The sequence below is a fragment of the Streptomyces fulvorobeus genome (genome assembly GCF_013167895.1).
Taxonomy (GTDB): Bacteria; Actinomycetota; Actinomycetes; order Streptomycetales; family Streptomycetaceae; genus Streptomyces; species Streptomyces fulvorobeus.
The window spans coordinates 3,743,049-3,758,126 of sequence record NZ_BLWC01000001.1; the positions used below are offsets into that span (position 1 = coordinate 3,743,049).

Here is a 15,078-nt window from a genome sequence, read left to right on the forward strand (position 1 = left end):
TGGCGCACCATGAGGGCGGTCGCCGTATCGGGGCGGGGGTTTTCCCCACCCCGGGAGGGGGCCCCGGCCGTCACTCCGGCGCCGCGGCGCCCGCACGGGCGCGCCACGGCAGTTCCGCCGTGACCGTCGTCGGACCGCCCGAGGGGAGTCGAGGGCGAAGACCCCGTCGACCGCACCCAGCCGTTCGGCGAGCCCGGCCATGCCCGTACCGCCGTCCATCCGCGCGCCACCGCTCCCGTCGTCCCGCACCTGGATCAGCAGGCGCTCCCCTGACCGCCACACGTCGACGGTGGCGCGGGTGGCGTGGGCATGTTTGCTGACGTTCTGGAGTAGTTCGGAGACGGTGAAGTAGGCGATGCCTTCGATGGCCTGGGCGGGTCGTGCGTCGAGGTCGACGTCGACTGTGACGGGGACGGTGCAGCGGGAGGCGATGGCGGAGAGTGCGGCGTCCAGGCCGCGGTCGGTGAGGACGGCGGGGTGGATGCCGCGGGCGAGGTCGCGTAGTTCCTGGAGGGCGACTTTTACTTCGCCGTGGGCTTCGTCGACCATGCGGGCGGCGGCTTGGGGGTCGTGGGTGAGTTTCTCCTTGGCCAGTCCGAGGCCCATGGCGAGGGCGACGAGGCGGGCCTGTGCGCCGTCGTGGAGGTCGCGTTCGATGCGGCGCAGGTCGGCGGCGGCCGTGTCCACCACGACACCCCGGTCCGACTCCAGCTCGGCGATCCTGCGCTCCAGTTCGTCGGAGGGCGGGAGGAGCCCCCGCACCATGGCCCGGTCGGCGTTGGTCAGACCGCGGGCGATGAAGGGGAGTACGGGCCACAGGACGAACAGGCTGACCAGCGCCACCGCGAACGTCAGTACGCCCCAGGGCAGCCGGATGAACGCGTACAGCAGGGAACGCCACCCCACCGGGTCCTTCAGCCCCGCCCACAGCCAGGAGAAGAACCCCGACTCGCGACGGCCGAGCGTGATCGGGCTCGGCTCGTCGATCCGCACCCCGAGCATCGCCCGCGCCCGGCCCCGCTCCATCCGGCCGATCCAGCGGGCGCCCTGGAGACCCGCCACCAGGACCGGCAGGCCGATCACCGTGACGGAGAGCCCCACGCCGACGCCGATCATGAAAACTGTGTAAACAAAGCCGGCGATCGCCATCGGGAGGTTGGCCAGCAGGTAGGCGATCTCCTTCCAGGCCCACGGACCCAGGGCGAAGCGGGCGGGCGGCGGCCGGTCGTCGTCCGGCGGGGAGGGGCTCATGGTCATACGGCCCAGCCTGCCGGGCGGGGTCCACGTACGCCATGGGGTACGTGGGTGGGGTGAAGTAGGGATAACCCCACCGTTGCCCGACGCGGCTGCTTACCCTCCCTTTAGCAGGGCCTAGACTCCCGTGCGTACAGATCGTCGAACAGGTTCGAGGGAGCGAGAGGCGGACGTGGCGGACATGCGGAGTGTGCCGGAATCGACCGTTCTCGCGTCGGAGTACTTCGAGAGCTATTCAGTGGTCGGACTGCTCGCCGTCGTCGGCGTGCTGTTCGTCGCCGTCGCCTTCGGCGCCGGCCGGCTGCTCAGGCCCGTGGTCCCGACACCGGAGAAGCTCCTCACCTACGAGTGCGGTGTCGACCCTGTGGGAGAGGGCTGGGCGCACACCCAGGTCCGTTATTACGTCTACGCCTTCCTCTACGTGATCTTCGCCGTCGACTCGATCTTCCTTTTCCCGTGGGCGACGGTATTCGCCGCCCCCGGATACGGTGCGACCACGCTGGTGGAAATGTTCATCTTCCTCGGCTTCCTGGCCGTAGGACTGCTCTACGCATGGAAGAAGGGCGTCCTCGAATGGGCGTGACGAGCGAACCGCGGCCCGGCCCCGTCGCGCTGCCGGACCCGACCCTGCCGGACCGGGCGCTGCTGGAGCCCAGGAAGCTCGGCGTGCTGTCCCGGCTCGCGCCGGAGCCGATGAAGGTGGTCCTGAACTGGGGCCGCCGCTACAGCCTGTGGGTGTTCAACTTCGGGCTCGCCTGCTGCGCCATCGAGTTCATCGCCGCCTCCATGGCCCGGCACGACTTCATGCGCCTCGGCGTCATCCCGTTCGCACCCGGTCCCCGCCAGGCCGACCTCATGGTCGTGTCCGGCACCGTGACGGACAAGATGGCCCCGGCCGTGAAGCGGCTCTACGAGCAGATGCCCGAGCCGAAGTACGTCATCTCCTTCGGGGCCTGCTCCAACTGCGGCGGCCCCTACTGGGATTCGTACGCCGTGACGAAGGGCGTCGACCAGATCATCCCGGTCGACGTCTACGTACCGGGCTGCCCGCCCCGGCCGGAGGCCCTGCTCCAGGGCATCATCAAGCTCCAGGAGAAGATCGCCCGCGAGTCGCTCGCCGAGCGGTACGGCACGCCCGGCACCGGCCGCCCTTCCGCCGCCGCACTCCGCAGCGGTCTGGTCGCGCCCCCGACGACGCCGGGGGAGGCGCGGAAGTGAACGCGCCCACGCCCCCCTCCACCGCCTCAGCCGCCTACGACCGCCTCCCGGACGCGGTCACCGAGATCTTCGGTGCGCAGGCCACGGCCGAGTACGCCTACGACCTGCTGACCGTGGACGTGCCAGCGGCCTCCTGGACCGCCGCGCTCCGGACGGCCCGCGACGAGCTGGGCCTCAGCTACTTCGACTGGCTCAGCGCCGTCGACGAAGGGGAGACGGGCTTCCGGGTCTGCGCGCATGTCGCGGCACCGCATGCGGGCTCCGGGACGGCTTCCCCGGCGTCTTCCGGCCCCGGCGCCGGAACGGCTCCAGGGGCCCGGAGGGTACGGCGCCTCCTCGTCCGTACGACCGTCCCGCACGGCGCCCCCTCCCTCCCCACCGCCCTCGGCGTCTACGCGGGTGCCGACTGGCACGAGCGCGAGACGCACGAGATGTTCGGCATCGCCTTCGAGGGGCACCCGCACCTGGTCCCGCTGCTGCTGCCCGAGAACTTCGAGGGCCACCCGCTGCGCAAGGACTTCGTCCTGGCCGCCCGCGTCGCCAAGGCATGGCCCGGCGCCAAGGAACCGGGCGAGTCCGAACACGGCGGCCCCAAGCGGCGCACCATGCTCCCGCCGGGAGTCCCCGACCCGAACGAGTGGGGCCCGCTGAAGGGCCAGCTCCCCCCTGCCCCGGCCCGCCCGGCCAGAGCGGCCCGCCCCGCGGGCGACCGTCCGGCCCGCCGCGCCCGGCCCGCGGCGGAGGACGAGGCGACGACTCCGGCTCCGCCCGCGGCCACCCCTGCCCCGGCTGCCCCCGCACGCCGCTCCCGCAGCGTGTCCCAGGGCTCCGCGAGCCAGCAACCGGACGCGGGCGGCGCCCCGGACGAGGGCAGTGCCCCGGACGCGAACGGTGCTCAGGGGGCGGCCGGTACTCCGGATGCGCCTGGTGCTCCTGGTGCTTCGGACGCCGCCGGCGCTCCGGACCCGGCCACCGCTCCGGACCCGGTCACCGCTCCGGACCCGGTCACCGCCCCGGACCCGGTCACCGCTCCGCGCCCGGTCGCCGCTCCGCGAGCGACTCCCCGCAGTGCGGACGCGCCGTGGCGCGAAGCCGGCCCGGCTCCGTCCGAGCCCACGGACGCCCCCGCGCGCCCGGAGGCCGCCCCTGGAACCGACCCCGAGACCGACCCGGACCACCCCGCCGGAGGCGATACCGCGTGAACGACGTACTCGACGTCGCCCTCCGGCTCCTCATCGTCTTCGCGGTCTTCATGCTCGTCCCCCTCGTCGTGGGCCAGGCCGAGCACAAGGTGATGGCCCACATGCAGGGCCGCCTCGGCCCCATGTACGCGGGCGGTTTCCACGGCTGGGCCCAGCTCGCCGCCGACGGCGTGAAGTTCGTACAGAAGGAGGACATCGTCCCGGCCCAGGCCGACCGGCGCGTCTTCCAGCTCGCGCCCGCGGTCGCCCTCCTCCCGTACCTCCTCGTGCTCGTCGCCATCCCCATCGGGCCGGGTGAGGGCGCGGTCGGCCAGGTCGTCGACGCGGGCATCTTCTTCGTGCTCGCCGTCATGGGCGTCGGCGTGCTCGGCTCGCTCATGGCCGGGTGGGCTTCGGCCAACAAGTTCTCCCTCCTCGGCGGCCTGCGCACCGCCGCGCAACTGCTCGCGTACGAACTGCCGATGCTGCTCGCCGCCGCCTCGGTGGCCATGGCGGCGGGCACGGTCTCCCTCCCCGGCATCCTCAACGCCTTCGAGTGGTGGTGGCTGCCCTGGCAGATCGTGGGAGCCCTGGTCTTCTTCGTGGCCGGCCTCGCCGAACTCCAGCGCCCGCCGTTCGACATGCCGGTCGCCGACTCGGAGATCATCTTCGGCGCCTACACCGAGTACACCGGTCTGCGCTTCGCGCTGTTCCTGCTCGCCGAGTACGCGGGCATCGTCGTGCTGTGCGGACTGACCACCGTCCTCTTCCTGGGCGGCTGGCACGGCCCGCTCGGCGCCGACGGGCTCGGCTGGGTCTGGACGCTCCTCAAGACCGCGGTCCTCGCCTTCGTCGTCATCTGGCTGCGCGTGAGCTACCCCCGACTCCGCGAGGACCAGTTGCAGAAGCTCGCCTGGACCGTGCTCATCCCGCTCGCCCTCGCGCAGATCGCGCTGACCGGCATCGTGAAGGTGGCGATCAACTAGTGGCTCCCATCCCCGGCTCCGGCCTGGCCAAAGGTCTCGCCGTCACCCTGCGGACCATGACGAAGCGCACGGTCACCGCGCAGTACCCCGACGTCCAGCCCGAACTGCCGCCCCGCAGCCGTGGCGTCATCGGACTGTTCGAGGAGAACTGCACGGTCTGCATGCTCTGTGCCCGTGAGTGCCCCGACTGGTGCATCTACATCGACTCCCACAAGGAGACGGTGCCCGCCGCCGCACCGGGGGGCCGCGAGCGCAGCCGCAACGTCCTGGACCGCTTCGCCATCGACTTCGCCCTCTGCATGTACTGCGGTATCTGCATCGAGGTCTGTCCTTTCGACGCGCTGTTCTGGTCGCCGGAGTTCGAGTACGCGGAGACGGACATCCTGGAGCTCACCCACGAGCGCGACAAGCTCCGCGACTGGATGTGGACCGTGCCCGAGCCGCCGGCGCTCGACCCGGGAGCCGAGGAGCCGAAGGAGCTCGCGGCCGCCCGTAAGACGGCGGACAAGCTCAAGGCCCAGCAGGTACAGGAGGCCGAGGCAGCCCAGGTGGCCGAGGCAGCCCAGCAGGCGCACGAGCCCCAGCAGCCCCGGAGCACCCCGCAGCCCCGAAGCACCCCGCAGCCCCGGAGCACCCCGCACCCCGAGGAACCCGGACAGGAGGGCCAGGCGTGACCCTCGCAGCCGCCGCGGCCCACCCGGGATTCCTCTCCCCGACCGGTGTGGAGATCGCCTTCCTCCTGGTCGGCCTCGCCACCTTCGGCGCGGCCGTCATCACCGTCACGACCAAGCAGCTCGTGCACGCCGCACTCTGGCTCGTCGTGGCGCTCGGCGGCATCGCCGTCGAGTACCTCCTGCTCACCGCCGAGTTCATCGCCTGGGTCCAGGTACTGATCTACGTCGGTTCCGTCGTCGTCCTCCTCCTCTTCGGCCTGATGCTCACCAAGGCCCCCATCGGCCGCTCCCCGGACGCCGACTCGGGCAACCGGTGGGTCGCGGCGGCCGTGGCCGTGACCGCGGCCACCGCCCTCGTCTGGGTCGTCGTGGACGCCTTCCGCACCACCTGGATCGACCTCGAAGGCCCGGCCCAGGGCTCCACCGACGCCACCGGGGAATTCCTCTTCCGGCACTGGGTGCTGCCCTTCGAAGCGCTCTCCGTCCTCCTGCTCGCCGCCCTCATCGGCGCGATCGTCCTGTCCCGCAAGGACCGAGCGGGCACGAGCCACCGAGAGGACAAGCGCTGATGCACCTCGCCTATCCCACCGTGCTGGCCGCTCTCCTCTTCTGCACCGGGCTGTACGGGGTACTCGCCCGCCGCAACGCGATCCTCGTCCTCATGTCCGTCGAGCTGATGCTCAACGCCGTCAACCTCAACCTGGTCGCCTTCGACGTGTGGCTGCGCGACGCGCTCCACTCCGGCCAGGCCCTCACGCTCTTCACCATCGCCATCGCCGCGGCCGAGATCGGCATCGGCATGGCGATCGTCCTCGCCGTCTACCGCAACCGCGGCAGCTCCGACGTCGACCGTCTCCGCGACACCGCCGAGACCGAAGCGGCCGAGACGCTCCCCGGCGACGAGGACACCCACGACGCCGAAGACCAGGCCACTGCTCCGGCAGGGAAGGCAAAGAAGGCTGAGGCCACCGCGTGACCACCACGACCCTCGCCGTCCTCGTCCCCCTCCTGCCGTTCCTCGGTGCCGCGGCCGGTCTGCTGCTCGGCCGCACGGCCCCCGGGTTCGTACGCCCGCTCGCCGTGCTGCCCACGCTCGCCGCCGCCGTGATCGCCGCCGTCGTCGCCGCACGCCAGGGCGGCGGCCGGGCCATCGACGCCGCCACCCAGCTGACGCCCACCGGCTCCGTACCGATCGACCTCGCCCTGCACCTCGACGGCTTCGCGGTCCTGGTGGCCCTGCTCGTCGGACTCGTCGCCACCTGCGTACAGCTCTACTCGACCGCCTACCTGCGCGACGACCCCCGCTACCCCTCCTACGCGGCCCTGGTCTCCCTCTTCACCTCCGCGATGCTGCTCGTCGTCTACTCCGGCGACCTGATGGTGCTCCTGGTCGGCTGGGAGGTCATGGGCATCTGCTCCTACTTCCTCGTCGGCCACTACTGGGAGACCCCGGAAGCCCGCGCCGCCTCCCTCAAGGCGTTCCTGGTCACCAAGCTCGGCGACGTCCCCTTCCTCATCGGTCTGTTCGCGCTCGCCGCCGACACCGGCACCTTCCGTATCACCGGCATCCTCGGCGCCGTCGCGAACGGCGGCCTCGACCACCCCACCCTCATCGCCCTGCTGCTCCTCGCGGGCGTGGCCGGCAAGTCCGCGCAGTTCCCCCTGCACACCTGGCTGCCCGACGCGATGGCCGGCCCCACCCCCGTCTCCGCGCTGATCCACGCCGCGACGATGGTCGCCGCCGGTATCTACTTCGTGGCCCGGCTCCTCCCCGTCTTCGCCGCATCCGGCGCGGCCCTCGTCGTCCTCGCGGTGATGGCCGCCGTCACGATGATCGGCTCCGGACTCGCCGCCCTCGCACAGGACGACATCAAGCGCGTCCTCGCCTACTCGACCATCGGCCAGCTCGGCTACATGGCGGGCGCCCTCGCCGTCGCCGACCGCGGCGCCGCCGTCTTCCACCTCATCTCGCACGGTGCCTTCAAGGCAGTCCTCTTCCTCGCCGCAGGCGTCGTCATCCACGCCGCGGGGACCAACTCACTGGCCACCATGTCCCGCATGGGCGGTCTGGCGAAACGCGTCCCGGACGCCTACTGGACGATGACCGTCGCCCTCCTCGCCCTGGCCGCCATTCCGCCGTTCGCCGGCTTCTTCTCCAAGGAAGCCGTCCTCGTCGCGGCCGAGCACGCGGCCCTGGGCGACCGTGACGTGGCTCCGGCGGCCGCGGGCTGGACGATCCTCGTCGCCGGACTGCTCGCCGCCGTCCTCACCGCCGCGTACGCCACCCGTCTCTGGCTCCTCGCGTTCAGGGGACACGGCGCCGAGGCCCCCGACCACGGCAGGCAGCCCGCCGCGATGACCTCCGTCCTGTGGGTCCTCGCCCTGCCCACCATCGGTTTCGGACTGACCGCCGGCGTGCTCACGGACTGGTTCGACGGCCACAGCCTCACCCCGACCGTCACCGCCGCCGTCCTCTCCACGGGTGTCGGACTCGTCGGCGGCCTCGTCACCTACGGCGCCTGGCGCCACACCACCGCCCTCGCAGCCCGCACCCCGGTCGGCATGGTCGTCGCCCATCCCGACGCCGAGCCGGCGCTCGTCGAGATCGAGGCACTGACCGCGCACCGGGCCGCCTACGGCACCACCGGGGACGCCCCCGACCCCGCGGACCCCGGCCGGCTGCTGCTCGGACCGCTCCACCACCACGCCGCCACCGGCTTCCACCTCGACGCGCTGTACACGACGCTGTTCGTCCGGCCCGTCGAGGCCGCCGCCCGCCTGGTCCGCTTCCTGGACCGCGAGGTGGTCGACACCTACGTACGCGGCTCCGGCACCGGAGCACGCTGGCTCGGCACCGCCGTCCGCCGCGCCCAGACCGGCAACGTGCAGACCTACCTCGGCGCGCTGCTGGCCGGTTCCCTTGTCCTGGCGATCGCCGCCGTCGTTTCCGCCAACGTCAACGCCGGGTCGTGAGCCGTGATCGATATCAGCGAATCAGTGATGCAGTTCCTTCTCGCGTTCATCGTCGTCGCCCCTCTCATCGGCGCCGCCGCGGCCCTGCTCCCCGCCCCGCCAGGGCTGAGGGGGAAGAACCCGGAACAGGCCGTGCTGCGCCACGGAGTGACCGTCACCGGCCTGGTCCTTCTCGCGGCGGTCGTCCTGGCCATCGGCTTCGACCACGACCAGCCGTCGACAATGCAGGCGAGCACCGACATCAGCTGGATTCCGGCGCTCGACGTCCGGATCCATCTCGGTGTGGACGGCATCTCGCTCCCCCTTCTCGTCCTGACCGCGCTGCTGACCTTCCTCTGCGCGCTCCACAGCTACTTCAAGCTGCCGGCGGGACCCTCCCCGAAGGCGTTCGTCGCACTGGTCCTCGTCCTGGAGTCCGGCACCCTCGCGACCTTCGCCGTCCTCGACCTGCTGCTGTTCTTCCTGGCGTTCGAGATGGTCCTCATCCCGATGTACTTCCTCATCGCCCGCTGGGGCGGCGAGAGGAAGCAGGCCGCCGCCTGGAAGTTCATCCTCTACACCCTGCTCGGCTCGGTGATCATGCTGCTCGGGCTGCTCCTCATCGGCCTGGAGAGCGGCACCTTCGACATGGTGGCACTCGCCACTGACAACGGCCGCGGACTCACCTCGTCCGTGCAGGTCATCGCCGTACTGGCCATCGGGATCGGCCTCGCGGTGAAGACCCCGATGTGGCCGCTGCACAGCTGGCTCCCCGACGCCCACACCGCCGCGCCCACCGTAGGCTCGGTCCTGCTCGCGGGCGTCCTGCTGAAGATGGGCACGTACGGGTTCGTACGCATCCTGCTCCCCGTCACCCCCGAGGGGATGCACACCTTCGCGCCCTACCTCGCCGCCTTCGCGGTGGTGGGCATCATCTACGGATCGCTGGCCTGCCTCGCGCTCGTCCGCCCCGGCGCCAAGGGCGACCTCAAGCGCCTGATCGCGTACTCCTCCGTGGGCCACATGGGCTTCGTACTGCTCGGTATCGCGACCATGACCCCCACCGGCGTCAACGGCGCGCTGTTCGCCAACATCGCCCACGGACTCATCACCGGCCTGCTCTTCTTCCTGGTCGGAGCGGTCAAGGACCGGTACGGCACCGCCGATCTCGACACCCTCGCCGGCGCCACCGGAGCCGCGCTCTACGGCCGGGCACCCCGCCTCGGGGCCCTGCTCGCCTTCGCCGCGGTCGCCTCGCTCGGCCTCCCGGGCCTCGCCGGATTCTGGGGCGAGATGCTCACCCTGTTCGGTGCGTTCGACCCCGCGGCCGGGCTCAGCCGCCCCGCCTTCCTCACCTTCATGGCGATCGGCGCCCTGGGCACCCTCCTCACCGCCGCGTACATGCTGCTCGTGGTACGCCGTGTCTGCATGGGCGATCCCACCGACCACCAGCGGGAGCCGCGGGTCGCGGACATCCAGAGCCACGAGTTCGCCGCCTGGACCCCGCTCGCCGCCCTCACCGTCATCGCCGGACTCTGGCCCGCCGTCCTCCTCGGCCTCACCGACCCGGCCGTGCAGAAGCTCCTCGCAGGAGGCAAGTCGTGACCGCAGCCGTCGTCACCACCGCGGCCGGGAGCACCGCGAGCCTCGTCCAGTCCGTCGACTGGCTCGCGATCGCGCCCCCCGTCATCGCCGCCACCACGGCCCTCGGGGTGCTCGTCGCCGACCTCTTCGTCAGCGAACGCCGCAAGCCGTACCTCGGATACGCCTCCGTCGCCGGACTCGTGGCCGCTCTCGCCTTCCTCCTGCCGCTGCGCGCCGGCGACCGCTCCACCTTCTGCGTCCCCGCTCCCGGCGACGCCTGCAGCTACACCGCCGACCACTTCGCCCTGGTCATCCAGGCCCTCGTGCTCGGCGGCGCGCTGCTCACCGCGCTCCTCTCCCTGGACGACACCCGCAAGCTCCCCGCGGGGGAGTACTGGTTCCTCCTGCTCTCCTCGGCGGCCGGCGCCGCACTCCTGCCCGCCGCACGCGACCTCGCCACGCTCGTCGTCGCCCTCGAAGTCGCCTCGCTCCCCGCGTTCGCGCTCGTCGGCATCAAGCGCGGCGACCGGCGCTCGTCCGAAGCGGCGCTGAAGTTCTTCCTGTCCTCCGTCGTCGCCACCGCCGTCATGCTCCTCGGCGTCGGCTTCGTGTACGCGACGACCGGCACCCTGCACCTCACCGAGATCGCGGCCCGCCTCGACGACGTACCGGGCCAGTTCGACACGCTCGCCAAGACGGGTGTCGTCCTCACCCTCGTGGGATTCGCGTTCAAGACGGCCGCCGCGCCGTTCCACTTCTGGGTTCCCGAAACCTATGTCGGCGCACCGCTGCCGATCGCCGCGTACCTCTCCGTCGTCGGCAAGGCGGTCGGCTTCTCCGGTCTCGTCCTCGTCACCGTGATCGCGTTCCCGGCCTACGCCGACGTCTGGGGGCCGGCCGTCGCCGTCCTCGCCGCGCTCACCATGACCATCGGCAACGTGGCGGCGCTGCGCCAGAGCGCCACGCGGGCCCGAAGCGCCGTACGCCTGCTCGCCTGGTCCTCCGTAGCCCAGGCCGGCTACCTCCTGGTGCCGATCGCCGCCGCCGCGTACGCCGGCGACGAGCGGATCGGCTCGACCGTCGCGTACGCCCTGATGTACGCCGTCGTGAACCTCGGCGCCTTCGCGGTGGCCGCCCTGGTGGCCCGTACGCACCCCGGCAACCGGATCTCCGACTACCGGGGCCTGTACGCCGCCCGCCCCCTCACCGCGCTCGCGATGGGCTTCTTCCTGCTCTGTCTGGCGGGACTGCCGCCGGGCATCATCGGCCTCTTCGCCAAGGTGACCGTGTTCTCGGCCGCTGTGGACGCGGGGCTCGGCTGGCTGGCGGTCGTCATGGCGGTCAACGTGGTGATCGCCCTCTACTACTACCTCCAGTGGACCGCGGCCCTCTTCCGGAGCCCCGAGCCCACCGAAGGGGCCACCGAGGCCCCCGCCGCCGCCCGGCCGCGCGTCCCGGCCCCCCTCACCACGGCGATCGTCCTCACCGCCGCCGCCGGCATCGTCCTCTCGGGCGCCCCGCAGCTCGTCCTCAGGTTCGCCGCCGTCAACCTGTTCTGACCTGTCCTCCCCCGATCCGCTCGACGGGAAGTCCTCGCCGCCCGCGTCGCCTTCCCCATCACCACCGCCGTCCCCTGCTTCCTCGGCTCCCGCTGAATCAGTCTCGAAGACGCCCTCCGGACTCGGCACACGCAGCCGCCCGGCACCCGGACGGCCCACGCCCGCGCCCGCGCGCACAAGGGAACTAGCTCTCCTCGCCTGGCGTTGACCAGTACGGGAGGCTCCACTGGGGAGTGGAGCACCACCAAGCAAAGGGTTCCCCTGCCGCACCATCTGGAGGGCGTACCGTGCACCGCCGGCACAACGGGCTGAAAACCGCCGTACTCCTCGGGGCCTGTCAGCTCTCATCATCGTCATCGGCAGCTTCTTCGGGCGTACGGGTCTGATCGTGGCCCTCCTCGTCGCGATCGGCACCAACGCCTACGCGTACTGGAACAGCGACAAGCTCGCGCTCCGCGCCATGCGGGCCAGGCCCGTCAGCGAGTTCGAGGCGCCACAGCTGTACCGCATCGTCCGTGAGCTCTCGACGGCCGCACGGCAGCCCATGCCCCGGCTCTACATCTCCCCGACCCAGGCGCCGAACGCGTTCGCCACGGGCCGCAACCCGCGCAACGCGGCCGTGTGCTGCACCGAGGGCATCCTCCAGATCCTCGACGAGCGCGAGCTGCGGGGGGTGCTGGGACACGAGCTCAGCCACGTCTACAACCGTGACATCCTGATCGCCTCCGTCGCCGGCGCGCTCGCCTCCGTCATCATGTTCCTGGTGAACTTCGCCTGGCTGATCCCGGTCGGGCGGTCCAACGACGACGAGGGCCCGGGGCTCTTCGGCATGCTGCTGATCATGATCCTCGGCCCGCTGGCGGCCTCGGTGATCCAGCTGGCAGTCAGCCGCTCCCGGGAGTACGAGGCGGACGCCTCGGGAGCCCAGCTCACCGGCGACCCGCTGGCCCTGGCCAGCGCCCTGCGCAAGCTGGACGCCGGTACGAAGCAGCTTCCGCTGCCGGCCGAGCCGAAGATCGAGACCGCGAGTCACATGATGATCGCGAACCCCTTCCGTCCCGGCCGGGGCATGTCCAAGATGTTCGCCACGCATCCGCCGATGGCGGAACGCATCGCCCGACTAGAGCAGATGGCAGGTCATCGACCGTGAAGACAATCCTGAACGTCATATGGCTGGTTCTCTGCGGATTCTGGATGTTCCTCGGCTACCTGGCCGCGGGTGTCCTGCTCTGCGTCACGGTCATCGGCATCCCGTTCGGGGTGGCGGCGTTCCGCATCGGCGTCTACGCCCTCTGGCCGTTCGGCCACACGGTCGTGGACCGCCGGGACGCGGGAGGACCCTCCTGCGTGGGGAACGTGCTCTGGCTGGTCCTCGCCGGCTGGTGGCTCGCCATCGGTCACGTCGTCACGGGTGCGGCCCTCTGCGTCACCATCATCGGCATCCCGCTGGGCATCGCGAACTTCAAGCTCATCCCCGTCTCCCTGATGCCCTTCGGCAAGGAGATCGTCAGGTCCGACCAGCCGTTCGCCACCCGCTAGAAGCCGTCCCGCCTCACGACGGTCCTGGATTCCAGGATCAGGTCAGGCCGCGAACGGCGCTGAGGCGGCGCGGGCCGCGCCGTCTACCGCCCGGTGAGCCCGGTCTCGCGCAGCGTCAGGTTGAGCCGGCCGCCGCGCATCCCGCTCGCCGGGTCGGCCGTTCCGGTGTACACCGCGGGCACCCCGTGGAAGGCGTGACGCGACGGGCCGCCGAACACGAACAGATCGCCCGAGGCCAACTCCACGTCTGTGTACGGCCGTCCACGGCCCTCGGTGTTCCCGAAGCGGAACACGCAGGTGTCGCCGATGCTCAGCGACACCACCGGAGCCCCGGAGAGCTCCTCCTTGTCCTGATGCATGCCCATGCGCGCGCCGCCGTCGTAGAAGTTGACCAGCGCGGTATCCGGCGCGTACGCCTCGGCGGCGCGCTCGTCCCCGTACGCCTCGGCCACCGCCGCCCGCCCCAAGTCGCCGAGCAGGTCCGGGAACGGGGCGACCCGAGCGCCGTTCACATCTCCGGCGGTACGCGTGTAGCGGTACGGCTGCCAGTGCCATCCCAGGCACAGCGATCTGACCGACATCACCCCGCCACCCGGCAGCACCGTGTGCCGCAGCGGTACGGGCCCCCGCGCCCACTCCCGGCACGCCTCGACCAGCTCCCGCTGCCGCTCCACCGGGAGCCACTCGGGCACGTGCACGGCACCCGGGGCGACGACGGCCCGAGGCCGCGGAAAGAGACCTGACAACGGGACACCACCCTTCCTCACGCGCGCGGAGAAACCCTCCTGCTCACCTCACGGCCACCGGGGCCCCCTCCAGCCCCAGCAACCGCCTCTTGGTCTCCACCCCGCCCGCGTAGCCCCGCAGGGCGCCGTCGGCGCCGATGACCCGGTGGCAGGGCCGCACGATCAGCAGCGGATTGCGCCCGATCGCCGTCCCCACCGCCCGCACCCCCGGCCCCGAGGACCCCACCTGAGCGGCCACGTGGCCGTAGGACACCGTCTGCCCGTACGGGATCGAGTCCAGCACCTTCCAGACGCGCCGCTGGAAGTCCGTGCCCACACCCTCGGCGTACGCGAGGTCGAAGCGGGTCAGCCGGCCCTCGAAGTACGCCGTCAACTGCCTGGCGACGTGGGCGAACGCCTCCGGGGCGTGGAGCCAGCCCTCCCGGACCGCCGCGCCGCCCTTCTGACCCGGCAGCGACACCGACACCAGCGCGGCGCCCGAGGCGCCCCCGGCCGCCCCCGGCTGCCGCTCACCGACGAGCAGCAGCTCGCCCAGCGTGCTGCCGACCCTCGCGTACAACGTCATGACCCTCACACTCCCTCGCCCGTAACCCGTCCCGCCCAGCCGAGTCTGCGACTCGCGCCGCCCCAGGACCGGCGGCATTCGGACATCGCGTCCGGCGCCCGGACCGCCGCGCGTCCCGGCAGAGCACCGCAACGCATACGGGGCGACCGCGCCGCCCGGCACGCCCGCCCCGTCCGTGACTGCCCCGCGGCAGTCACCGCACTACCGGTAGTTCGCGAACTGCACCGCGAAGTCGAGGTCCTTCTCCTTCAGCAGCGACTGGACGGCCTGCAGGTCGTCCCGGCTCTTCGAGCTGACCCGCAGCTCGTCACCCTGGACGAGTGCCTTGACGCCCTTGGGGCCCTCGTCACGGATGATCTTCGCCACCTTCTTGGCGTTCTCCTGCGAGATGCCCTCCTCGATCGTGGCGAAGAGCTTGTACTCCTTGCCGGAGAGCTGCGGCTCGCCCGCGTCCAGTGCCTTCAGCGAGATGCCGCGCTTGACCAGCTTGGACTGGAAGATGTCGAGGATGGCCTTGACCCGCTCCTCGCCGTTCGCCTCCATCAGGATCTTCTCGCCCGACCACGAGATCGAGGCGCCCGTGCCCTTGAAGTCGTAGCGCTGGGAGATCTCCTTGGCGGCCTGGTTGAGGGCGTTGTCGACCTCCTGCCGCTCGACCTTCGAGACGATGTCGAAACTGGAGTCGGCCATGACGTGTGGCTCCTTGCGTCGTCGAATTGCGTTCGGGTACGCCCAAAGCCTAGCCATCCCGCCCGGCCACACATCCTGATCAACTGGGTAGCGGAGCACCCCCGGTCATCAGGTAGTGTTTACGTCGTCG

General features: G+C 71.3%; 14 protein-coding genes and 2 pseudogenes. 12 read left to right on the forward strand and 4 right to left on the reverse strand.

Going from position 1 to position 15,078, the window contains the following annotated elements:
* Positions 1-70: 70 nt before the first annotated feature.
* A pseudogene (locus Sfulv_RS17005) lies at positions 71-1,257 on the reverse strand (sensor histidine kinase).
* Between the two features lie 178 nt (positions 1,258-1,435).
* Here Sfulv_RS17005 and Sfulv_RS17010 point away from each other — a divergent pair.
* From Sfulv_RS17010 to Sfulv_RS17065, 12 genes and pseudogenes are all read left to right on the forward strand, one after another.
* Positions 1,436-1,837 (forward strand): NADH-quinone oxidoreductase subunit A, encoded by a 402-nt coding sequence (locus Sfulv_RS17010; RefSeq protein WP_173317937.1) that lies wholly within the window; start codon positions 1,436-1,438, stop codon positions 1,835-1,837.
* A complete protein-coding gene (locus tag Sfulv_RS17015; RefSeq protein WP_173314893.1) occupies positions 1,828-2,472 on the forward strand; it encodes an NADH-quinone oxidoreductase subunit B in 645 nt (214 codons plus the stop codon). The genes Sfulv_RS17010 and Sfulv_RS17015 overlap by 10 nt, the downstream gene beginning before the upstream one ends.
* Positions 2,469-3,674, forward strand: coding sequence for an NADH-quinone oxidoreductase subunit C (locus Sfulv_RS17020; RefSeq protein WP_173314896.1), 1,206 nt, complete (start codon positions 2,469-2,471; stop codon positions 3,672-3,674). Before Sfulv_RS17015 ends, Sfulv_RS17020 begins: the two co-directional genes overlap by 4 nt.
* A complete protein-coding gene (locus Sfulv_RS17025; protein ID WP_173314899.1) occupies positions 3,671-4,639 on the forward strand; it encodes a complex I subunit 1/NuoH family protein in 969 nt (322 codons plus the stop codon). Before Sfulv_RS17020 ends, Sfulv_RS17025 begins: the two co-directional genes overlap by 4 nt.
* Positions 4,639-5,313, forward strand: coding sequence for a NuoI/complex I 23 kDa subunit family protein (locus tag Sfulv_RS17030; RefSeq protein ID WP_256668964.1), 675 nt, complete (start codon positions 4,639-4,641; stop codon positions 5,311-5,313). The genes Sfulv_RS17025 and Sfulv_RS17030 overlap by 1 nt, the downstream gene beginning before the upstream one ends.
* On the forward strand, positions 5,310-5,882 hold the full coding sequence (locus Sfulv_RS17035; protein WP_173314902.1) for an NADH-quinone oxidoreductase subunit J family protein: 573 nt from the start codon (positions 5,310-5,312) through the stop codon (positions 5,880-5,882). The genes Sfulv_RS17030 and Sfulv_RS17035 overlap by 4 nt, the downstream gene beginning before the upstream one ends.
* The gene (gene nuoK / locus Sfulv_RS17040) at positions 5,882-6,289 is read left to right on the forward strand and encodes an NADH-quinone oxidoreductase subunit NuoK (protein WP_173314905.1); all 408 of its coding nucleotides are present in this window, start codon (positions 5,882-5,884) and stop codon (positions 6,287-6,289) included. Before Sfulv_RS17035 ends, nuoK begins: the two co-directional genes overlap by 1 nt.
* Positions 6,286-8,286, forward strand: a complete 2,001-nt coding sequence (locus Sfulv_RS17045; RefSeq protein ID WP_173314908.1) for an NADH-quinone oxidoreductase subunit 5 family protein — start codon at positions 6,286-6,288, stop codon at positions 8,284-8,286. Before nuoK ends, Sfulv_RS17045 begins: the two co-directional genes overlap by 4 nt.
* Positions 8,287-8,313: 27 nt before the next feature.
* Positions 8,314-9,870 (forward strand): complex I subunit 4 family protein, encoded by a 1,557-nt coding sequence (locus Sfulv_RS17050; RefSeq protein WP_173314911.1) that lies wholly within the window; start codon positions 8,314-8,316, stop codon positions 9,868-9,870.
* Entirely contained in the window at positions 9,867-11,408 is a 1,542-nt protein-coding gene (locus Sfulv_RS17055; RefSeq protein ID WP_173314914.1) for an NADH-quinone oxidoreductase subunit N, read from the forward strand. Before Sfulv_RS17050 ends, Sfulv_RS17055 begins: the two co-directional genes overlap by 4 nt.
* A 287-nt stretch (positions 11,409-11,695) precedes the next feature.
* Positions 11,696-12,558 (forward strand): annotated as a pseudogene (gene htpX, locus Sfulv_RS17060) (zinc metalloprotease HtpX).
* On the forward strand, positions 12,555-12,947 hold the full coding sequence (locus tag Sfulv_RS17065) for a YccF domain-containing protein (RefSeq protein WP_173314917.1): 393 nt from the start codon (positions 12,555-12,557) through the stop codon (positions 12,945-12,947). Before htpX ends, Sfulv_RS17065 begins: the two are co-directional and overlap by 4 nt.
* An 83-nt stretch (positions 12,948-13,030) precedes the next feature.
* Here the strand turns inward: Sfulv_RS17065 and Sfulv_RS17070 are convergent, their stop codons facing one another.
* From Sfulv_RS17070 to Sfulv_RS17080, 3 genes are all read right to left on the reverse strand, one after another.
* Positions 13,031-13,693 (reverse strand): alpha-ketoglutarate-dependent dioxygenase AlkB family protein, encoded by a 663-nt coding sequence (locus tag Sfulv_RS17070; protein WP_173314920.1) that lies wholly within the window; start codon positions 13,691-13,693, stop codon positions 13,031-13,033.
* 43 nt (positions 13,694-13,736) lie between these two features.
* Complete coding sequence (locus Sfulv_RS17075) at positions 13,737-14,258, reverse strand: methylated-DNA--[protein]-cysteine S-methyltransferase (protein ID WP_173314922.1); 522 nt, start codon at positions 14,256-14,258, stop codon at positions 13,737-13,739.
* Positions 14,259-14,459: 201 nt separating this feature from the next.
* The gene (locus Sfulv_RS17080; protein ID WP_173314925.1) at positions 14,460-14,948 is read right to left on the reverse strand and encodes a YajQ family cyclic di-GMP-binding protein; all 489 of its coding nucleotides are present in this window, start codon (positions 14,946-14,948) and stop codon (positions 14,460-14,462) included.
* Between the last annotated feature and the right edge of the window lie 130 nt (positions 14,949-15,078).